At 63.2% G+C, this 20,483-nt stretch carries 19 protein-coding genes and 1 pseudogene; 10 read left to right on the plus strand and 10 right to left on the minus strand.

Features of this window, described 5'->3' with window-relative positions:
* The first annotated feature begins 71 nt into the window (after window positions 1-71).
* Window positions 72-605 (plus strand): hypothetical protein, encoded by a 534-nt coding sequence (locus tag TX78_RS08295; protein WP_044495280.1) that lies wholly within the window; start codon window positions 72-74, stop codon window positions 603-605.
* Between the two features lie 93 nt (window positions 606-698).
* Here the strand turns inward: TX78_RS08295 and TX78_RS08300 are convergent, their stop codons facing one another.
* On the minus strand, window positions 699-2,162 hold the full coding sequence (locus tag TX78_RS08300; RefSeq protein ID WP_044495282.1) for a xylulokinase: 1,464 nt from the start codon (window positions 2,160-2,162) through the stop codon (window positions 699-701).
* A gap of 101 nt (window positions 2,163-2,263) precedes the next feature.
* On the minus strand, window positions 2,264-3,445 hold the full coding sequence (gene xylA, locus TX78_RS08305) for a xylose isomerase (RefSeq protein WP_044495285.1): 1,182 nt from the start codon (window positions 3,443-3,445) through the stop codon (window positions 2,264-2,266).
* A gap of 105 nt (window positions 3,446-3,550) precedes the next feature.
* Here xylA and TX78_RS08310 point away from each other — a divergent pair, with 105 nt between their 5' ends.
* Complete coding sequence (locus TX78_RS08310; protein ID WP_147640448.1) at window positions 3,551-5,008, plus strand: ROK family transcriptional regulator; 1,458 nt, start codon at window positions 3,551-3,553, stop codon at window positions 5,006-5,008.
* A 189-nt stretch (window positions 5,009-5,197) separates the two neighbouring features.
* Here TX78_RS08310 and TX78_RS08315 read toward each other — a convergent pair whose 3' ends face one another.
* Window positions 5,198-6,106 carry an aldose epimerase family protein gene (locus TX78_RS08315; protein ID WP_049897672.1) on the minus strand — a complete coding sequence of 303 codons (909 nt, stop codon included), beginning with the start codon at window positions 6,104-6,106 and terminating at the stop codon, window positions 5,198-5,200.
* 152 nt (window positions 6,107-6,258) lie between these two features.
* Between TX78_RS08315 and TX78_RS08320 the strand changes: the two genes are divergently transcribed.
* On the plus strand, window positions 6,259-7,149 hold the full coding sequence (locus tag TX78_RS08320; RefSeq protein WP_081652676.1) for an HAD family hydrolase: 891 nt from the start codon (window positions 6,259-6,261) through the stop codon (window positions 7,147-7,149).
* Between the two features lie 41 nt (window positions 7,150-7,190).
* On the opposite strand, the gene TX78_RS08325 is transcribed toward TX78_RS08320, so the two are convergent.
* The 3 genes from TX78_RS08325 to TX78_RS08335 are packed head-to-tail and all read right to left on the minus strand — an operon-like array spanning window position 7,191 to window position 10,145.
* Window positions 7,191-8,180, minus strand: a complete 990-nt coding sequence (locus tag TX78_RS08325) for an ArsA family ATPase (protein WP_044495287.1) — start codon at window positions 8,178-8,180, stop codon at window positions 7,191-7,193.
* The gene (locus tag TX78_RS08330; protein WP_324603314.1) at window positions 8,171-8,425 is read right to left on the minus strand and encodes a cory-CC-star protein; all 255 of its coding nucleotides are present in this window, start codon (window positions 8,423-8,425) and stop codon (window positions 8,171-8,173) included. Before TX78_RS08330 ends, TX78_RS08325 begins: the two co-directional genes overlap by 10 nt.
* Before the next feature lie 7 nt (window positions 8,426-8,432).
* Window positions 8,433-10,145 carry a carbon starvation CstA family protein gene (locus TX78_RS08335; protein WP_044495290.1) on the minus strand — a complete coding sequence of 571 codons (1,713 nt, stop codon included), beginning with the start codon at window positions 10,143-10,145 and terminating at the stop codon, window positions 8,433-8,435.
* A 213-nt stretch (window positions 10,146-10,358) separates the two neighbouring features.
* Here TX78_RS08335 and TX78_RS08340 point away from each other — a divergent pair, with 213 nt between their 5' ends.
* The 3 genes from TX78_RS08340 to TX78_RS12690 all read left to right on the plus strand — a co-directional run bounded on the left by TX78_RS08340 (window position 10,359) and on the right by TX78_RS12690 (window position 13,828).
* Entirely contained in the window at window positions 10,359-11,762 is a 1,404-nt protein-coding gene (locus tag TX78_RS08340) for a cytochrome P450 (protein ID WP_233722210.1), read from the plus strand.
* A 54-nt stretch (window positions 11,763-11,816) separates the two neighbouring features.
* The gene (locus TX78_RS08345; RefSeq protein WP_044495293.1) at window positions 11,817-12,563 is read left to right on the plus strand and encodes a GNAT family N-acetyltransferase; all 747 of its coding nucleotides are present in this window, start codon (window positions 11,817-11,819) and stop codon (window positions 12,561-12,563) included.
* A gap of 65 nt (window positions 12,564-12,628) precedes the next feature.
* Window positions 12,629-13,828 carry a DNA glycosylase AlkZ-like family protein gene (locus tag TX78_RS12690; protein ID WP_049897673.1) on the plus strand — a complete coding sequence of 400 codons (1,200 nt, stop codon included), beginning with the start codon at window positions 12,629-12,631 and terminating at the stop codon, window positions 13,826-13,828.
* Here the strand turns inward: TX78_RS12690 and TX78_RS08355 are convergent.
* A complete protein-coding gene (locus TX78_RS08355) occupies window positions 13,789-14,337 on the minus strand; it encodes a GNAT family N-acetyltransferase (RefSeq protein WP_044495295.1) in 549 nt (182 codons plus the stop codon). The genes TX78_RS12690 and TX78_RS08355 overlap by 40 nt on opposite strands.
* A gap of 75 nt (window positions 14,338-14,412) precedes the next feature.
* Between TX78_RS08355 and TX78_RS08360 the strand changes: the two genes are divergently transcribed.
* Window positions 14,413-15,018 carry a GNAT family N-acetyltransferase gene (locus TX78_RS08360; RefSeq protein WP_044495297.1) on the plus strand — a complete coding sequence of 202 codons (606 nt, stop codon included), beginning with the start codon at window positions 14,413-14,415 and terminating at the stop codon, window positions 15,016-15,018.
* 312 nt (window positions 15,019-15,330) lie between these two features.
* On the opposite strand, the gene TX78_RS08365 is transcribed toward TX78_RS08360, so the two are convergent.
* Window positions 15,331-16,386: a hypothetical protein gene (locus TX78_RS08365; RefSeq protein ID WP_147640449.1), complete on the minus strand. Its 1,056-nt coding sequence runs from the start codon at window positions 16,384-16,386 to the stop codon at window positions 15,331-15,333.
* 253 nt (window positions 16,387-16,639) lie between these two features.
* Here TX78_RS08365 and TX78_RS08370 point away from each other — a divergent pair, with 253 nt between their 5' ends.
* Window positions 16,640-17,119: an inorganic diphosphatase gene (locus TX78_RS08370; RefSeq protein ID WP_044495475.1), complete on the plus strand. Its 480-nt coding sequence runs from the start codon at window positions 16,640-16,642 to the stop codon at window positions 17,117-17,119.
* Between the two features lie 78 nt (window positions 17,120-17,197).
* Here TX78_RS08370 and TX78_RS08375 read toward each other — a convergent pair whose 3' ends face one another.
* Both TX78_RS08375 and TX78_RS08380 read right to left on the minus strand, forming a co-directional pair.
* Window positions 17,198-19,507, minus strand: coding sequence for a S9 family peptidase (locus TX78_RS08375; protein WP_044495302.1), 2,310 nt, complete (start codon window positions 19,505-19,507; stop codon window positions 17,198-17,200).
* 162 nt (window positions 19,508-19,669) lie between these two features.
* Window positions 19,670-19,837: pseudogene (locus TX78_RS08380) on the minus strand (response regulator); the annotation flags it as partial.
* Window positions 19,838-19,854: 17 nt separating this feature from the next.
* Between TX78_RS08380 and TX78_RS13485 the strand changes: the two are divergent.
* A complete protein-coding gene (locus tag TX78_RS13485; RefSeq protein ID WP_324603315.1) occupies window positions 19,855-20,010 on the plus strand; it encodes a hypothetical protein in 156 nt (51 codons plus the stop codon).
* Between the two features lie 101 nt (window positions 20,011-20,111).
* A complete protein-coding gene (locus TX78_RS08385) occupies window positions 20,112-20,462 on the plus strand; it encodes a hypothetical protein (protein ID WP_147640450.1) in 351 nt (116 codons plus the stop codon).
* Window positions 20,463-20,483: the final 21 nt, after the last annotated feature.

The following is a 20,483-nucleotide window of genomic DNA, read 5'->3' on the forward strand; positions in this document are numbered from 1 at the left end:
CTTCGTCTCGGAATCGTCACAATCATCTGCGGCTACTTCACAATGCCTGCCCCGCCTGACACGGTAGGGCTGTGAATCTGAGCAGACTGTCCTCCGTCCTCCTCAGCGCAGCTGTCGTGCTGCTGCTGGCCTCCTGCGGGAACGCCGGTGACGCCAGCGCAGACGACAGCCCGGGCACCGATGCCCCGGGCGACGGCACCGATGCCCATGTGCCCACTACTTCACCGGCGGAGCCGGATGTGACGGAACTCCCCGGCAACGAGGACGTGCCGAGCATCCCCTTCCCCGAGCAGGATGCGGAACTGGTCGAAGAGATGACCGGTGAAGTCTCCGGGGCTTGGATGGAGTACGAGGTGCTCTCCGAGACGCAGCTGCGTTTTCTCTCCTGGTCTGGCAATCAGGCATGTTACGGCCAACGCTATGAGCTTCAGGAGACCGCGGAAGAGGTCGCCGTGGCCATCATCACCGGCTGGCGAGCCGACGCCGCAGATGTCTGCACGGAGGAAGCCCTAGCCATTGCCATCACAGTTGACCTTGAAGAACCGCTAGGGGACCGTGAGGTTGTGGAACTTGAGGACCCTGAGCTGAACACTCAGCAGCCTTGAGCCGGATCAGGCCAGCTCCGCCACAGGTCTGATCCGGTACCGGCCTGATCCGGTACCGGCCTGATTCAGACAAGCCGGCGCGTCGTCTCAGCGTCAGCTGCGCTCTGCGAACAGATGGCGGCGTGCGGCATAGGCTTCCCGCACATGCCGGGCTGGTTCGGCAGTGAAGGTCTGCACCGCTGAGGTTGTCCACTGCGGGGCTGTATCAGAACCGGAGAGCACCCAGGCAGCCTGACGCGCGGCGCCGTCGGCCACGTACTCTCCGGGCTCGGGAACCTGAATCTCGCGTTCGAAGATAGCCGGCGCGATCTGTTGGACAGCCGCTGAACGGGCTGCACCACCGATGAGCTGGATGGAGTTCACCGGCACACCCAATGTGGTCATTGCCTCCAGCCCATCAGCCAGTCCGCATAACAGCCCCTCCACGGCGGCGCGAGCCACGTCCTGAGGATTCATGGAGGCTAGCGAGAGGCCGATGAAGCTGCCTGTGGCGTGTGGCAGGTTCGGGGTCCGCTCACCTTCCAGGTAGGGAATCAGGCTCAGTCCGTGGGCTCCAGGCTCAGCAGTCAGCGCCAGGTCCGCCAGGCCAGCATGGTCGACCCCCAGCATTCGAGCTGCGCCGTCGAGCACCCGCGAACCATTGAGGGTCACCGCAAGTGGAAGGAACTCGCCGGTGGCATCTGCGAAGCCGTTGATCACCCCGGCCGGGTCCTGGATGGGCTTCGGTGAAACGGCAGACACGACGCCCGAGGTGCCGATGGAGATGGCCACATCTCCGGTGCTCATGCCCAGGCCCAGGGCTGCTGCAGCATTGTCACCAGCGCCGGGGCCCAGCACCAGGTGGCCCCAACCGCGGGCCGCGTCACCTGTTCCGGCCTGCTCAGCAGGACCCAGTACGCGCGGCAGGATGATGCTCCGGGCCTGATCCTCGTTGATGCGGAGCGCGCGGGCCAGCAAGTCGTAGCGGTACTGTCCCTGGGCGGTGTCGTAGTAGCCGGTGCCGGAGACTTCCGAGCGGTCAGTGGTGAGGTCCTCCAGAGCCGCGGCACCAGAGAGCTGCCAGGTCAGCCAGTCATGCGGAAGTGCCACCGCAGCCACGCGCTGAGCGTTCTGCGGCTCGGAGTCGGCCAGCCAGCGCAGCTTGGTAACCGTCAGCGATGCCACAGGAACAGAGCCGGTCATCTGGGTCCAGGCGGCAGCACCACTGTTGACAGCCTCTGGGCCGGTTCCGGCGCTGTACTCGGCAATCAGTGCTGCTGCCGCATCAGCAGAGCGGGTGTCATTCCATAGCAGCGCATCACGGATGACCTCGCCGTCGGCGTCCAGCGCCACCAGCCCGTGTTGCTGACCCCCGATGGCTGCTGCGGCGACGTCGTGGAGTCCTCCGGCCTGCTCAATGGCGAGCAGCAGCGCATCCCACCACGCCTGCGGGCTGACTTCGGTGCCCTCAGGGTGTTTGGCAGATCCCTGCCGCACCAGGGCTCCAGTCTCCGCCTCGCGGATGACCACTTTGCAGGACTGGGTGGAGGAGTCGATGCCGGCTACGAGGGTCGTCATGGTGGATCCTTTCAAGACGCAGAAGCTCGGGTGGACAATTTGCTGCGCGATGAGCGCCGAAGAACGTGCAAATTGTCCACCCGAGCCAGGGGGATGCGAAATTAGCCGATGAGGTGCTTCATCGCCAGCTGGTTCAGCTTTACGAAGCCGAAGTTCCGCTGAGCTGCCTTCTCGGCGTCGAACTCCTCGTAGGCGGACTTATCTGCTAGGAAGTCGGCGAAGGATTCGCCCTGGCCCAGAGTGGACTCCCCGAGCTCGAAGACACCGGATTCCTTGAACGCAGCCTGCACCTCAGGATCCTGGCGGTAGGTCTTGGCCTTCTCAGCCAGCAGGGTCACCATCTCCACGTTCGCCTTCGCGGAGTCCCAGATGCCGTCGACGTAGTCGGTGCGAGAGGGCTTGTAGTCAAAGTGCAGCCAGCCGTCGTACTTCGGTCCGCCGCCGGGGAAGCCGTTGACCAGCAGGTCCACGGTGAAGAATGCGGAGGTCAGATCGCCGTGGCCGAAGACCAGGTCTTGGTCGTACTTGATGGAGCGCTGGCCGTTGAGGTCAATGTGGAACAGCTTGCCGGCCCACAGCGCCTGGGCGATGCCGTGGGTGAAGTTTAGGCCTGCCATCTGCTCGTGGCCGGTCTCCGGGTTCAGGCCGACGATGTCGCCGTTGTCCAGCTTGGCGATCAGCCCCAGCGCGTGGCCGATAGTGGGCAGGAAGATATCACCGCGGGGTTCGTTGGGCTTGGGCTCCAGTGCGACCCGGAGGTTGTAGCCCTTCTCCTTGATGTAGGCGGCCACAGTGTCGATGCCCTCGGCGTAGCGCTCATGGGCAGCGTAGAGATCCTTGGCACCGTCGTACTCGGAGCCTTCACGGCCGCCCCACATCACGAAGGTCTCGGCGCCAAACTCAGCGGCACGGTCCACATTGCGCAGCAGCTTGCGGAGGCCGAAGCGGCGGATGGAGCGGTCATTGGACGTCAGGCCACCGTCCTTGAACACCGGGTGGGAGAAGGTGTTGGTGGTGATCATCTCCACCTTCAGGCCCACCTGGTCAGCAACGTCCTTGAACTTGGTGAAGTACTTCTCCCGCTCGGTCTCATCGGTGCCGAAGGGGGCGACGTCGTCGTCGTGGAAGGTCACGCCGGAGGCGCCGGCTTCCTTGAGCTTGGGCAGGTAATCCCACGGGTCGAAGGCCGGGCGGGACGCCTCGCCGAACTGGTCACGCGCGGTCCATCCAACAGTCCACAGGCCGAACGAGAACTTGTATTCAGATGATGACGTCGCTGCCATAGTGGTCTCCTGAAGAGTCGAGGTCAGGGCCGCCCGCTGATGTGACGCGGCCCTCAATTTGTTTCTAGATGAAACCTAAATGCTTTGGGGGATAAGATCAAGTTCGTGACGTACGCCACTTTTGACCAACCTGCTGCTGAGAATAGTGTGCCCAAGAAGAACGACGACGACGCCGCGCCCTTGCCTGGACCGGTACCTGGCCCGGGGTCCATGGCACGGCTAGGACGGCGCTCACTGACGCGTGGTCTCAGCGCCGTCAACGGCAGCGTCAACGGTCACAGTGACGCCGCTCGGCACGACTTTCAGCGTCCGCAGCGACGGGACCGCCCGGCGCACCAGGAAGCGCTGCGTCCCGGAGCCCGCCAGGAGACCTTGCGGGAAGCGAATCTGATGCTCATCACCGAGGAGATCTTCGCCTCGTCCGAGCCGCTTTCCCGCGCGGACCTGTCTATTCGGACAGGGATGACCCGCTCCACGGTGTCTCGGCTGGTTGATGATCTGCTCAGCGCAGGGATCGTGCGCGAGGGATCGCCGGTGGCGGTCCATACGCGCGGACGTCCGGCGGTGCCGCTGACCCCAGCACGCAAGACCCTGGCCGGACTGGGCGTGGAGGTCAATGTGGATTTCACCGCCGCCCGGGCACTTGATCTCACTGGCGAGGTGCTGGCCGAGGAGATCATCGAAAGCGATCAGCGCGATTCTGACCCCGCCGAGGTACTGCCGGCTGTGGGGAGCATGGCTCTGCGGGTTGCCGCTGAGGCTGAGGCCCAGGGCGCCCGAATCATCGGGACAGTGCTGGCGATTCCCGGTCTGGTCGGCCATGACGAGCGCACCCTGATGCGCGCCCCGAACCTCGGCTGGCACGGCTTGGACCTGGTGGAGCTGCTGAGCCAGTCACAGCAGGAGGACTCTCCCGGGACCTTCGGTGGTTTCGTCTCGGCCGGCAATGAGGCGAAACTCGCTGCCCTGGCAGTGGCTCAGGAGCTCACCGCAGCCGAGGGGGAGGAGCAGACCTTCATCTATGTCTCGGCGCAGATGGGCGTGGGTTCGGCGGTGGTCATCGACGGCGTGGTGGAAGCCGGGCCGCATGGTTGGGCCGGAGAGATCGGGCATGTGGCGGTGGAGCCCTCAGGGCCGCAGTGCGGCTGCGGGGCCAGCGGCTGTCTGGAGGTCTATGCGGGCAAGCGGGCCCTGCTGCAGGCAGCGGGGCTTGACCCGCGGGCCAGTGCAGAGGATCTCGTCGGCGTCATCGAGTGGGAGGATGACGCCGGTCAGCGCGCGCGTGCTGCTATTGAACGTGCCGGTACGGCGCTGGGCGTGGCGCTCTCGGGCGCGATGAACCTGGTGGACGTCCATGAGGTAGTGCTCGGCGGGGAGTTCGGGCCGCTCACGGACCTGCTCCGGCCCCATATTGAACACCAGCTGAAGCAGCGCGTGCTGGCGGCTGAGTGGGCCAGTGTGCGGGTGCGCGAATCAGGCACCGGAATCGCCCCGGCGGTCAGCGGCGGAGCACTGCGCGCGCTGCGCGGCGTCGTGGACGCCCCGCAGCACTGGATTCCCTAGAGCGTTCGGTCAGGGCGCTGCTGCCTCGCTGGCGCTCCCAAGGGGTGCACGCGCCGTTGGCTGCCACTGCTGGTTCTACCCGGCCTTAGGCGAAATACCCACCCATATATGGGCGGGTAAAACCCGCAAGCCCGGGTAAAACCCGCAAGCCCGGGTAAAACGCAGGGACGCGGACTCGGCGCGAGACGCTTACAGACGAATCGCTTCGATGCTGAGGCCCACCCGGAACCACTCGCCAGCTGCAAGTTCCAGGAGGTCTTCACCGGAGTTGAAGGCATTCGGCGGGCAGGTCATCGGCTCAACTGCTACACCTGCACGGTCGATTCGTTCTCCGGTGTACACCTGCGCCCAGGGAGTATCTGCGATCATCCGCACCAGCAGCCCGGAGGGACCGTGCAGGAGTTCGGCGAACCACGCGCCGTCGGGGAGTCCGGTGAAGGCATGGTCGATCTGACGGTTGACCAGCAGCGGACCGTTGGTCAGGTCCAGGTCACCGGTAACTGGCCCGCGGTCCACGACCTTGCCGCTGGGTTTGGTCTTGGCTACCGTGGTGGCGGGCAGGCGCAGTCGGCAGTCCTTCAGGGGTGTATCGCCTGCGGTGAGGTAAGGGTGGAAGCCCGCGCCGAAGGGTGCTGAGCCGGCGGCGTCGTCGCCCTGGGGTGCATAACGGACCATCAGGCTCACTGAGAGGCCAAGGTCCGCTGCCACACGGTAGACCAGCACAGTCTCCAGCCGGAACGGGTAGCCCTCGGTGGCTTCGATCACTCCAGTCAGGCGCACCTCGGAGGGGCGCTGGGCGTCTACCGAGAGTTCCACGTCATAGAGCAGTCCGTGCAGCGCTGCACCGGTCTCCTCCTCGTTGACGGGTAGGGAGTATTCGGTGTCCTCGAAGACATAGGCGGCCTTTGCCACTCGGTTGGGCCAGGGGGCCAGCACGGCACCGGCAAAGCCACCGGGGGCTGCCGTGGCAGGGACCACCAGGTTCTGGGCGTTGCCAGTGGCGGGATCCTGGCTGGTCAGCCTCAGCAACTGACCGCCGCGCAGGGCGATCTCAGCGGTGTAGCCGCCTGCGGCGATGGTGACCGATGAGGTGCTCATGGGATGTCTCCTTATGTCTTTGGGGGCGGCGCCGCTGATTCCGGCCAGAAACTTAAGACCTGAACGCAGCTAACACCTGCCTCAACACTAGCTAAACGCCTGGTCAGATGCCCACTCTGCAGACAATGGCATACCCGTAGACTGAAGACACCATGAATTCACCCATTGAGACTTCGAAGCAGACCCAGCAGCCAGAGTTCTCCCGGCCCGCAGCCGGCGACGGTGGCAGCTTCATCCACCAGCAGGGCAAGATGATGTTCTGCCTGGATATTGACGGCACCATCGTCAACCACGATGGGCTCATGTCAGAAGCGGTGAAACAGGCAGGCCGCGCTGTGGTGGCAGACGGGCACACTGTGGTGATCGCCACTGGACGCTCGCTTCCTGCGGCCCTTCCAATTGTGGAGACGTTTGGTATCACTCATGGGTATGCGGTCTGCTCCAACGGTGGAGTGACGGTGCGTATTGATACCTCCCTGGAGGACGGCTACGAGATTCTGGATCGGCGCGTCTTTGATCCAGCCCCGGCCCTGGAGGCACTGGGTGAACGGCTGCCCACGGCGCGATACGCCATTGAGACCTCAGCTGGTCAGTTCATCGCTACTGAACGTTTTGATGACATGAGCTTCGGTCTGCACGCTGAGCCCGTCAGCTTCAAGGAGATGAAGCAGGCAGAAGCTGTTCGCCTGGTGGTCAACTCCGATGACTCCACCGCACAGGACTTTGCCAAGGCCGTAGAGGAGATTGGGCTGCACGGAGTCACCTATGCAGTGGGCTGGTCCGCGTGGCTGGACGTGTCGGCTGCCGGCGTCACCAAGGCATCCTCTCTGGAGGCTCTGCGGCAGCGTATTGGTGCCCCGCACGAGTCCACCCTGGCTTGTGGTGACGGGCGCAATGACATCGAGATGCTGCAGTGGGCACACCGCGGTGTGGCCATGGGCCAGGCAGTCCCGGAAGTGGTGGAAGTAGCCGATGAGACCACCGGCACCGTGGATGAGGACGGGCTGGTGTCAGTGCTTTATTCGGTGCTCGAGGCAGGCTGAGCTCACAGCAGGTTGATCCTTGAGGCGAGCCGACGACGCCGCTAGCCCAGCCGCTGCGCCAGCTTCTCCAGGGCCTGGACTCCCACCAGATCACCCGGGAGCATCGGCAGAGTATCCACCTGCGCCTGCGGCAGCAGTCTGCGAAGCTCGTCCAGATGCTTCTGTTCCTGCTCGGCTCGGGCGGCCAGGAATTCACCAGCATCAGCGGGGGATAGCCGGTTCACCACCAGCCCGCCCACGTGTACCCCGAGCTTGGTCAGCTGTTCATAGAGCTCCACTGATTCCAATACCGGCAGCCGCTCCGCGGTGAGAACGACGACGAAGCTGCAGCGCTTAGCGTCGGTGACCAGCTCCCGCAGTCGCTCAAACCGAGCCCGCCGTTGAGTCAGCACCTGCCGGATCCGCCGGTCCCGGTTCGCGCCGGTGCTGGAGGCCGGGTCGTCGTCGCCGTCTAATGCCCGGATAGCGGCACCGAACTTCTCCGCCTTGGACCGCCGCTGCAGCAACCCTTCGGTCCAAGCGGACATGATCTCCGGCAGCGCCAGCAGCCGGGCAGTATGCCCTGAGGGGGCGGTATCAAAGATGATCAGGTCGACGTCATCGGAGTTCTCGACCAGCTCCGCAATGCGCTCCAGGATGGCCGACTCATGTGTTCCAGGGGACTGCCGTGCCAACTGCAGATGGGCCTCCACCTGCCGGTGCAGATGCTCGGGCATAAAATCCCGCAGCGTAGCCCCTACTTCCTGCAGATGAGCATCCAGGGTGGCACCGGGATCGATCTCCACGCCCAGAAGCACACCGGCCCCGGCGTCGTCGAGGAGCACCGGCCGATCACCTACAGGGCGCTCCCACAGATGGCCCAGATTATGAGCCGGGTCGGTGGAGACCAGAAGAACGCGACGGCCAGCGCGGGCCTGCTGCAGAGCTAGGGCGGAGGCAGTAGAGGTCTTGCCCACCCCGCCTTTGCCGCCGATGAACAGCACCTTTCGGCTGCGCGCCAACGCAGGCAGGTTCTGTGCGCTCAGCAGCATGCCAGCCCATCGATGGGGGAGGAATCCAGGCCCTGTCGGGTATGCCAGTCATGCATGCGCTCCAGCATCTCAGGCAGCAGCTCCAACGTGGCACCGGAGGCCGGGTTGGGGACCCCGAGTGCCTCCGAAAGCACCAGCATCATGAACAGGTCCTCTTCATCACGCTTGGCCCGAGCGAAAACGCGCCGATAGGGGGCCACGTAGAAGTCACGCAGCCCCCTTTCGACACGTCTGAGAAAACCCACGTTGATCTCAGCCGGTGGTCAGCTTCTGATCCGGGGTCAGAGCGTCATCCTCGGGCTCGGGATCCTGCTTGCGGGTGGCAAGCATGGCGACCACGGACTCCACCAGCACCCAGGTGCCAGCCACCAGGATGATGACGTTGAGCGTGAACAGCAGCCAGTTCTCCGCCTGGAAGAAGTTGCCGATCTGCACAAGTGCGGCGTAGAGGCTCATGACCAGCACGAACACCATGGGGATCAGCACCGGCAGGAACGGGCGGCGCTTGCGCAGCAGCATCACGGTGATGATGCCCATAGTCAGCGCAGCCAGCAGCTGGTTGGTAGTGCCGAACAGCGGCCAGATGAGCATGCCGCCAGAACCATCGGCGCCCTGGGAGAAGGTCAGCGCACCAGCCACCAGCACCGCCACTGCTGTGCCGGCGTAGATGTTGATCCGGACCTTGGCGATCTCGCCGATCTCCTGGACCACAAAGCGCATCAGGCGCACACCGGTGTCCATAGTGGTGGCGGCGAAGAGCACTGCCATGGTGGCCAGGATGGTGGCCGACAGGCTCACCGGGATGCCCAGGCCACTGTTGACGATGGCGCCGCCGCCCTCCACGAAGACCGGCACACCACCGGCGCTGAAGGAGCTGTAGATCTCTTCCCACTGGGCAACGGTCTGGAAACCAGCGGTGCAGGCGATGATCGCGCCCAGTGCCAGCAGGCCCTCACCGACAGCACCGAAGTAACCGACGAACTTCGCATCGGTTTCGCGATCCAGCTGCTTAGAGGTGGTGCCAGTGGCCACTGTGCCGTGGAAGCCGGAGATGGCCCCGCAAGCGATGGTCACAAACAACAGCGGCACAATCGACGGCGCATCCTCGGGCAGGTTGTTGTTGATAGCCGGTGCAACCACGGTGGGAGTGGCGATCAAGGTGGCGCCGTAGAGGATGCCCAGACCGATGAACAGCTGCACACCATTGATGTAGTCACGCGGCTGCAGCAGCACCCACACCGGAAGCAGCGAGGCCACTGCGGCATAGATGAACAGCAGCACAATCCACTGGCCATTGGGGTTCAGGCCCAGGAACTCATCCGGCAGCGTCACCGGGAAGCTGTCACCGAGGACGATGAGTGCGTATAGGGCAACAACGCCCACAGCAGTCACCAGCAGCAGGTTCATCCGGAACCGGTAGATCGCCTGGCCCACCAGCAGTGCCACGATCAGTGCACCCCAGGTGGGGATGACCGCGCCGGGCTGGGCCACCAGCAGGTTGGAGATGACGACGGCGAAGGCGCACACCACCATCAGCAGCAGCAGGAAGACAACCACCAGGAAGAGGTTGCGACCGCGCGGACCGATGTAACGGCCCGAGAGGGTGCCGATGGACTGCCCCTTATTGCGCTGGGAGGCCCACAGCGCGCCCATGTCATGCATGCCGGCGATGAAGACGGTGCCGATGGTCACCCACAGGAAGGCAGGCAGCCAGCCCCAGATCACCGCGACGGCGGGACCCACAATGGGAGCCGCACCGGCCACGGAGGTGAAGTGGTGACCCCAGAGGACGTAACGGTTGGTGGGCACGTAGTCCACGCCGTCGTTGAATTCATGTGAAGGGGTCTTGAACTCGGCGTTGAGCTTATAGACCTTCTTTGCCAAGAATTTCGAATAGAGGAAATACCCGGTGAGCATCATCGCAACACCGATGACTGCTAGCACCAAGGAATTGGGTGCATCCATAGTGGGCCTCCAAAGAACGAGTGAGTGATTCAGCTCATAATAATCCAGGGTGAGACGTGTGTAACACCCTCAGCCTGTGGCGCTGACCAGGTCGTCGGCGATTGTCACAGCGACTGTCCAGGTCAGTTTGGTTCTGTGGGCATAGCGCGCGCCGAATGGTACGGCCCCAGATGCGCGGACCCATGAGTACACACTGCGAAGAGAGCTGGACCCATGAGCCCTGAACACAACCGACCCACCACCGGAAGTATGCGCCCTGGGGAGGCGGCCCATTCCGCCTCCGCCACCGCAGTTCACAATCCGCTGCCTCACGCGAATCCGCTGGAAACTCTGATCATTCTGAGCGAAGTTGAATTGCCGACGATTGCTAAGGGGCCCATCATCAGGCGCCCGAAGGTAGTGGGCGTCGTCGAGCGTCTAGGCCTGGAGGCCCGCGCGGTCAAACGCATGCAGAAGGTGAGCGAGAAATACGGCAAGGGCCCGCTGATGCTCTCGATACCGGGGATGAACATGGCCACGGTGCTGGATCCTGAGCATGTCCACCGCATTCTTGAGGAGTCTCCGGAACCCTTTGCGCCCGCGGAGATGTTGAAACGCAACGCACTGACACACTTCGAGCCGAAGTCCTCGCTGATCTCCCACGGCGGCGAACGCACCCAGCGCCGGAAACTGAATGAGCAGGCGCTAGATCATGGGCATCCCATCCATCGAATGGCCGAGAGTTTCATGCCGGTGGTAGAGCAGGAAGCTGCCGAGCTGCTGAAAACAGTTGATGCTCAGGGCGGAGTGCTGGCCTACCCGGATTTCTTAGACGCCTGGTTCAAAGTAGTGCGCCGGGTAGTGCTTGGTGAATCCTACAGAGATGACAAGCAGCTGACGGAGCTGACCGAGAAGCTGCGTGCAGATGGAAACTGGGCGTTCTTCAAGCCGGTGGACAAGACCGGCCGCGAATCACTTCTGCAGCAGATCAAGGCTGCCCTGGATGAGGGTGAGTCCGGCAGTATCGCTGCCTTTATGAGCAGCCTGGACATGGGCAGTGAGTCTTCGCCGGAGAACCAGATTCCCCAGTGGCTCTTCGCATTCGACCCTGCAGGTATGGCCAGCTTCCGGACGCTGGCGCTGCTGGCCAGCCATCCTGACCGGCTCGATGCTGCCCGGCTGCAGATCGCCCAGGGGCAGGAGGAGAAGGCACCGATGCTGCCGCTGCTGCGCGCCTCGGTGCTGGAGTCGCTGCGGCTGTGGGCCACCACACCGATGATTCTGCGCGAGACCACCCGGGACGTGGAGTTTGAGCACGGGGTGATGCCAGCGGGCACTACGGTGCTGATCTTCGCGCCCTTCTTCCACCGCGATGAGCGGCATCTGGATTTCGCCCACCGGTTCGCACCCGAGGTATGGGATAAGCCGCGCACCCGGGCTGACTGGCCGTTGGTGCCGTTCTCCGGCGGCACCGCCATCTGCCCCGGACGGCATCTGGTCCTGCTGCTGACCTCCAATTTCTTAGCGCAGATTCTGGGCCAACGAGACGTCGAGCTGACCAGCCATACACTGGAACCGGGGAACCTGCCGGCTCTGCTGAATAACTTCACCCTGGAGTTCGAGCTCTCCGCACTATGAGCTGGTTCTTCCAAAGTTCCGGTACGAGCTCTCGGCTCGGCGTAGGGTTGCTTCATGGAAGAGTTCCGCCTTAACGCTGATGATCCGGGCCATTCGCTGGAGGACATCTGGCCGCCCTTTGGTCTGCGCATCGAGTCCCCGCGTCTTGTGCTGCGCCAAATCCGGGAAACTGACTTTCCGCAGTACCTCGCGGCAGCGACCTCGGGAATCAAGAACACTGACCGCAGTCCCTTCATCTCTCCCTGGGATGAGAATCCGCCCGAGGAGATGGCGAAGAACTCGCTGACCTGGCTGTGGTCCAAACGTTCGAGCATTGGGCCAGATTCTTGGTACCTGATGCTGGCGGTCTTCAAGCGCAACGTCGACGGCTCAGAGGGCCCGCTCATCGGGATGCAGGATGCCTTCGCGGAGAACTGGCGCGTGCTGCGCACTATCGGTTCAGCCAGCTGGCTGCGCAGCGACGAGCAGGGTAACGGATACGGCAAAGAGCAGCGCGCGGCGCTGCTGATGTGGGCTTTTGACCACTTCGGCGCTGAGTACGCCGAATCTGGCGCCTATGACTGGAACGAGGCCTCCAAACGGGTGTCCGTCTCACTGGGGTACTTCACCAGCGGGACCCGCCGCGTGGCCGATGCCTACGGCAAGCAGGCTGAATGGGAGCTGCAGTTCCGGATGGCCAAGAACGATTTTCTGCGGCCTGCGTGGAACGTCACTGTCAGCGGCAATGAGCGTCTGAAGGACTTCATGTTGCTCAGCGACCGGCATCTCAGGGACAAGACCGGCGAATCGGCCGCTGAATAGTCCAAGCGGCAGGCGATTGTTCGCCACGCATCTGGTGTGTCAGCGGCGCGTGGAAGGATGAGCCCATGCCAGTGAAGCCTGTGACTGTTTCTGCGCAGTGGGTGCGTGCCGCCGTCGTCGCCGCTCAGCTCATCCCTGATCCGGCGGGTCCGGGGGAGTACCGGGATGCTGCGGAGGTCCTGCGCGGCATCGGGCTGATACAGCTGGATCCGCTCACCAGGGTCTCCACCGCCCAGCGGTTGACCAGTTTGACCCGGCTGCCCCGGAAATATCGGGCGGAGTCAGTAGATGCTGCCCTGTGGCCTGCAGAAGCACCTGTTTCTTTCGAATCCTTCACCAAAGTGGCCTGTGTCTTCCCGCTGCAGGATTGGCCGCTGCTGCATCTGCGCCGGCAAAAGTTCCGGGAGAAATATGCGCCAACTCTGGGGGAGTCCATCCGTGCCCAGATTATTGAGGTCGTGGGTTCACAGCCACGTGGTGTTCAGATCGGCACTATCGAAACGGCTCTGGGCTCAGCGCGCACCACCGGGTGGAACTGGTCTGAGATCAAGCAGGCAGCAGAACTCATGGTGCGCATGGGTGACCTGGTGATCACCTCTAGGCAAGGCGTGGTGCGGCTCTTTGATCTGCCTGAGCGCGCTCTGCCGCAGCAGCTGCGGGAGGCTGATCAGCTACCCCCGGATGAGTTGCGCGCTGGTCTGGCGCGCCGTGCGGCAGGAAGTCTGGCGGTGATGACCGTGGCTGATTTCGCCCACCACTATCACCTGAGCCAGACAGATGCGGCACATGGCATCGATTTGGCTGGTCTTGTTCCGGTTGCCGTAGAGGGTTGGAGGGAGACCGCCTACTGTCTGCCGCAGCTGCTGGAGGAGAACTACGACGACGCCGGACTGGGGGAGGTCAGGCAAGCTCGCCTCATCGGCACCTTCGACCCGCTGCTTCGTGACCGTGGGCGAGCACGTCGGATCTTCGATTTTGACTACACCTTCGAGGCCTATGTGCCCCGAGATAAGCGTCTATACGGACACTACGTGATGGCCGTTCTCTCAGGTGCAGAGCTGATCGGGCGTACCGACTTACAACGCGTGGGGGATGTGCTGCAGCTCAATGCCGTCTTCCCCGAGTCGGGGCGGCCGGCGCGCAGCGTCACCGCCCGGACTAAAGCAGCAGCCTCTACTCTGGCCCGGCAGCTAGGTACAGCCGTTCAGCTGCCTGGTGAGTCCGGTCAGAGCGTGAGGGTGAACAGCTCACAGACGGTGTCGTAATAGCGCTGTGTCAGACCTGCTGAGGTCATCCCAATGCGGCGGGCCACCGCCTGAGAGGGGTGATTATCCGGATGCGTCACCGCCACCAGATCTTGATGGCCGCAATCGCGAGCATGGGCAATGAGTTCGGTGGCAGCTTCAGCCGCGTAGCCCCGACCCCAGGCATCCGGGTGCAGATGCCAACCAATTTCCACATCTGGGGCGGCGCTGGGATCTGCCTCGCTGATGTCAGCTGAGAAGGGGATGTGCTTCAACAGCGCGAAGCCCAGCGGAGCTCCATCGGTGATGCCCTCCAGCAGCCAGGCGCCGGTCCCCGGACCGAATAGTCGGCGGTATCGCTGTATCCGATCTAGGGCTTGATCCCTAGTCGGTTGTACCTGACCTGTGCCGATGAAGCGCATCACGGCACCGCGAGAGTACATGTCCTGGACGAAGTCTGAGTCGGCTGTCACTGGTGGGCGCAGTCGCAGCCGTGGGGTGGTGATGTTCGGACCCGGTTCAGCTGCCACGCCTGCCTACTTTCCCGCTACCAATCTGAGCTTCAACCCCACTCTAGGTGGCGGCCTCCCCAGTAGGCTGAAGCGATGCAGAATGACTTGGAGTTCGCCGCCACTGAAGCGCTCAGCAACCAGTATGTCCGCTTGGAACCGCTGGGCCACCAGCACCTTGATGATCTTATTGCGGCGGTCTCCGAGGGAGACCTCTGGCGCACCTGGTACGCCCGGGTGCCCGCACCGGAGTCCATGGCCGCAGAGATTGATCGCCGCCTAGACCTGCAGCGTCAAGGGACGATGGCTCCATGGGCGGTGATCAACCCGCAGACAAACAAGGCAGTGGGTATGACCACCTTCATGAATATCAGTGCACCCAACCGCGGACTGGAAATCGGCTCAACCTGGCTGGGACGCAGCGCCCAGGGGACCGCGATGAATCCTGCAGCCAAGCTGCTGTTGCTCCAGCGTGCGTTCGAGGACTTGGACTGTCTGCGGGTGGAGTTCCGCACCCACTGGTTCAACCACCAGTCCCGGGCCGCAATCGCCAAACTGGGCGCCAAACAGGAAGCAGTGCTGCGCAACCATCAGGTCCTCCCCAACGGCACAGTCCGGGACACTGTCATCTTCTCCCTGATCAACAGTGAGTGGCCCACTGCCAAGGTCAACCTTGAGTACCGGCTCGGCCTGCGCACCTGACTCGTTGACGCAGTCGAAAAGGTAATCAAGCACAGCCGGCAGCGTGCCTTCACCGAAGACCACGGAAGTTCCATAGCCCACCAGGAAAATAACCGGGATGGTGAGCAGCACCAGCCAATCTGCACGGGTCCCTATGCGACGTGTGGCTGCCCGTGTAGTCGGAAGCGAATGGCGTACCGCCTGTGCACGGCGCTCTGCGGCACCCCGGGCCGTTTTACTCGTGGCTGTTTACTTTGCCGGCCTGGATTCGTGCGAGTAATGCAAACAGCCACGAGTAAAACGAGAGACGGCGGGACGGCGCCGGCAGGCCCGTCACTTAAGAGACAGCCCGGCCCGGAGCAGGCGGCGTCGCAGGCGCTCCGGTTCCCGCAACTCCGCTTTGCCCCATCGCACCACCCTCCAGCCCAGTTCCTCTATTGCCTCACGCCGGAGTTTTTCCTGGAAATGCACCTCTTCGGCGCTGCGGCCCAGACGCAGGGCCTCGTCGGCATATTTGACACGCCCGTCCACCTCACCCGCGATGCGCGCCCCAGGCCAGCACATGTCCAGACGGAACGTGCCCAGATGGGTCAGCACTTCGGTCTGCAGATCAGGAGCAGGAAAGCCGAGACTGTGAAGCACAGCCCGAGACTCAGACTCCAACACGGACTCCGAACGAGCATCGGCGAAGTCCCAGACCCGATCCCAAAACGCACTGCGCCGGGCTGACCGCAAGTACGCCCGCCAAGGCTGAATGTTCACCTTCCCCTGCCGTTTCACCGCATCAAGTACCACCACCGCATCAGGGAACGGCATACGACTCACCGTGTCCACCAGCACAAGCTCCATCGGCTCGACGCGGTAGATTTCCGGTCCTTCCACGCTACTAAGTGCGCTGGCGGGGAGTGCCATCCAGGGTGGTTCGGTGCTGCCGTCGGCTATTTCGGCTCGCATCTGGGGGCGAGTCTTGCCCGAGGGCAGCGCAGCTTCCACCAGTTTTGTGGGGATATTCGGCCAGGTGTCAGTCAGAGCTGGGACCCGCCGCGTACCGTCTGTCCACGGGCCGGAAGACCGGACCAGCACCGCCGGCGGAAGATTCAGCAGCGGTAGCCCGTGCAGCATCAGGGCTGTCTCGTGGCAGAAGACCGGTGGACTTGGCGCCAGTGCAGTTGCGGCGGTGGCCATACGGTACCGGGTCCAGGGCGGAGCCTCCTGCCATCGCCTCCTGCTGATGTAGACACCGCGCCGTAGCCGAAGAGCCCGTCCCGATTGAGCGTAGTCGCTGAGTTGCCGACTGGTATGGACGCCGTCGTCGCGCAGCGTTGCGAGGATGAGGCGCGCCGGGCCATCGTTAGCCTGTGCCGGCGGCCGGTTCTGGAGTGAACTCATGGTTTGAAGTATTCGCCGTTTACCGCTTCAGCGGGACGGGATTATCAAATCTGTGGATAACCCGACTCTGGTCACCGTTTTGCTCGTGACTGTTCACTTTGCAGGTCCGGATTCGCCCGAGTAAAGCGAATAACCCCGAGCAAAACGCAGTAAACGGCAGGCGGCGTGAGAGCGGCAACAAGCGCTCCTGCGTCCAGGCGTTATACGCTGAGCGGTGAGTCATTGACCACTAGATCAAGGAGGAAGCGTGGCAATTGTCCGCGATGTGACCATCGAGATCCCCGCCGGATCCCGCGTGAAGTACGAGATCGACCACGAGACGCACCGCCTGCGTCTGGACCGCGTGCTCTTCACTCCCATGCAGTACCCCACCCACTACGGCTACTTCGATGACACCCTCGGTGAGGACGGCGACCCGCTGGACGCCCTGGTGTACATCCCGGATGTGGATCTCTTCCCCGGCGTTGTGGTGGAGGCCCGCCCCATCGGTGTGCTGAACATGACCGACGACGGCGGCGGAGACGCCAAGCTTGTCTGCGTCCCCGACGACAAGCGTTTCGAGGACATCCAGGACATCTCCGATCTCAACGACTTCCTGGTCAAGGAGATCGAGCACTTCTTCACCCGCTACAAGGATCTGGAGCCCGGTAAGTGGGTCAAGATCGAAGGCTGGGCCGGCCGCGAAGAGGCTGAGGCCGAGCTGCAGCGCTCCATCGAGCGCTTCAAGGGCTGAGCTACCCCTTCCACGCTCAAAACTTGTGGCCCCTCGCCGGATGATGTCCGGGTGAGGGGCCACAAGTCTTTCTAAGGGCTAGAACCTGCGTTCAGTAGCTCCCAGCCAGTGGGCGACGAAGGCGTAGTCCCACGCACGGTCCTTCCACTGCTCATAACGACCCGAGGCTCCGCCGTGGCCACCGTCCATCTCAATCTTCAGCACAATGGGCTCCTGAGCCTGCTGGTGCTCACGCAGCTTCTGCACCCACTTCGCCGGCTCCACATACAGCACGCGAGTGTCATGCAATGAGGTGACCGCGGCGATGGCCGGGTACTCGGTATCCCGGACATTCTCATACGGCGAGTAGGACTTCATGTACTGGTAGACCTCGGGGTCGGTGATGGGGTTGCCCCATTCCTCCCATTCCAGAGCTGACAGCGGCAGGTCGGGGTCCAGGATCGAGGTCAGGTTGTCCACAAACGGCACCTGCGCCAGGATCGCCACGTACTTCTCCGGGGCCATATTGGCCACCGCGCCCATCAGCAGACCCCCGGCAGATCCACCCAGGGCAGCCACCCGGACCGGATCTGCCCATCCGGTGTCCACCAGGTAGTCCGTAGCGGCAATGAAATCGGTGAAGGTGTTGATCTTCTTCAGCTTCTTACCGTCGTCGTACCATTTACGGCCCAGTTCACCGCCACCGCGGATATGCGCCACCGCGAACACGACGCCACGGTCCAGCAGGCTCAGTCGGGCAATTCCGAACTGCGGGTCCATGCTGATCTCATACGAGCCATAGCCGTAGACCAGCGTCGGGTGACCACCCTCGCCGGGGGCGACGTCGCGGTGGTGCAGCACGGTCACCGGCACGTGTTCCCCGTCCGGAGCTGGGGCCCACACCCGGGTGGCCCGGTATGCATCTAAGTCCACATCATTGACCGGAGTCTCCCGGCGCAGCAACGGCTCCACTCCGGAACCGCCGGCGGGTTCATGCGGGATGTCGTACACCCGAGGAGGCGTCAGCCAGGAGGTATAAGAGACCCGGAACAGCGGAGCGTCGTACTCGGCCTGAGAGACAGAACAGGTGAACAGTTCCTCATCAAACTGCGGACCGGCCAGCGAGGAGGTCTTCACTGCAGCGCCGCCATCGCGGACCTGACGGACCGTGTCCAACGGCAGCAGGTACACCGACTGGATGGTGTTCACCCGCGCTGCCACCAGAATCTGGGCGGCGGTGATCGTCACCGAATCATCCAGCTTGACGGTGTCCTCGTGCTCCAGCACTGTGCGTCCCAGGTCCAGCGATTCGTTATCGGCCTGATCCAGCAGTGCGCCAGCCGTGGTCAGTGAGACGGATTTATTCGGCCCGTGCTGGTTATGAGTAATGAGCAGCAGCCGCTCGCCGTCGAGTTCAAATGGCTCAATATTGTGCTCCAGGCCGCGGTCCTTGCCGATCAGCAGCACCGGCTGGGCACCTGGCTCGGAGAGGTCCAGAATGCGGGTCTCGTTGTATTCGGAGTTGCCCGAGTAGATGATCAGCTCGCGCTTGTCGGCCGCTAGCCATATGGCGCTCCAGAGCTGTTCATCCTCCACCTCCAGCAGCAGCCGATCCTCCTGCGCGGAGGTCCCCACGATGTGCTCGTAGAGCCGGTACGGACGCCAGGACGCATCAGCCACCAAGTAATAGGCGCGCTCACCGGTGGGATCCAAGGTGGGCCCGCCGTGAACGTTCTCCACCACTTCAGCGAGATTCTCCCCGCTCTCTAAGTCCCGGAACCGCAGCGTGTAGTGCTCATCCCCGCTAGTGTCCTCCGAATAGGCCAGCAGAGTCCCGGCATCGTTGATGCTCATCCCACCCAGGGAGTAGAACGGGTGCTGGGAGGCTTCAGCATTGGTATCGAAGTAGGTCTGCTCTCCCTCCAGCGGGACACCCGGCTCCACCTGCGGGGGAGTCCAGGCGGACAACTCGGAGGGGACAATCTCCTCAGCACCGAGTCCACCAGCACCGCGCCCACCAGCCCCTAGTCCACCGGCACCAGTATCCAGGCCAGCCACTGCTTCCTGGACCGGCACCCGGCAGAACACCGGATGCTGCTCACCCTCAATAGTCCGGGCGAAATACCACCACTGCCCGCGGCGCTCCGGCACGGAAAGATCGGTCTCGACCGTGCGGTGCTTGATCTCAGCGAAGATCGCCTCACGCAGCGGCTGCTGCTCGGCAGTGACCGCCTCGGTATAGGAATTCTCGGACTCCAGGTGACTGATCACCTCAGGCGATTCCTTCTCCCGCAGCCACTCATAGGGGTCGATGAAAGTCTCACCGTGGTGAGTCCGTTCAGTGGGGACCTGCTTGGCGCGAGGCGCCTGTGGGGTCTGCGCGGTGCTGGAGGCCGGCGTCGTCGTCATCTTCGCTTCCCGTCGTCGTCAGGTGGGCTGTGGGTGCCGTGCTGTCAAGCACAGTTGCTCTCATTCAATCACTGACCACTTCACGACGTCGCGGGCTTGGCGCTATTCCCCGGCGCGCACCACACCGGACTCATAGGCGGCGACGACGATCTGGGTCCGGTCGCGCAGGGCGGAGAAGACATACTCGTCGGCGTCGAAGGTAGTGAGCATCAAGATCCGAGGTGGTTCACCAGGCATACTGAGCACAGACCGAGCGGCGTCCAGTCCGTTGACCCGCGGCATACGGATGTCCATCAGCACCACATCTGGGTGGGTGCGCCGGACGATGTCTGCACAAGGTCCAGCCCATGGTGAAGCAGTTCTGCGCTGCGCGCGGCATCCCTTATACCGAGGCTGGCTTGGTGGAGTCCTACGGAATCGTCATCCGTTACCTCAACGAGGTGGGGCTGGGTCACGCTGACCCCATGGAGTGCCCGCTCACCGCCCAGTACCGCGCGCGCTGACCCCGTGGCCGTCCGGCAACGCTGGGCATGGTCCAACTCATACACTTAAACCCAGCGGAGCAGAAGTGCTCGTGCTGAGCGAAGTGTATGGGGGATGCAGGATGCAAAGACCGGGAACGGCTGCTGAACAAGCGGCAATGGACCGCGATTTCCGTGAGTCGGCACCACCGCCACCCCGAGGTCATCTCAGCACATGGAAAGTGGCCGTCCTGTGGACCGCTGCAGCGTTCGGCATGATCTTCACTATGGCTTCGGCGGGTGTCTTCCTGGAGTCCATTCTGGAGGACGATATCGGGCAGGCCGTCACCGGTATGGGTTTTGTTGTGGTGATGATGGTGGTGACGATGGTGCTCTTCGCCTGGCTGATGAGGGTGCACCGTCGGCGTCGTCGATACAACGAAATTCTCGACGCCCATTACGCCAGCCGCTACGGTCACGACCCCAGCTTCTGAGGAACCTCCAGCGTTGGTCTG

It is taken from the genome of Nesterenkonia massiliensis (assembly GCF_000455245.1).
Classification (GTDB): domain Bacteria; phylum Actinomycetota; class Actinomycetes; order Actinomycetales; family Micrococcaceae; genus Nesterenkonia; species Nesterenkonia rhizosphaerae.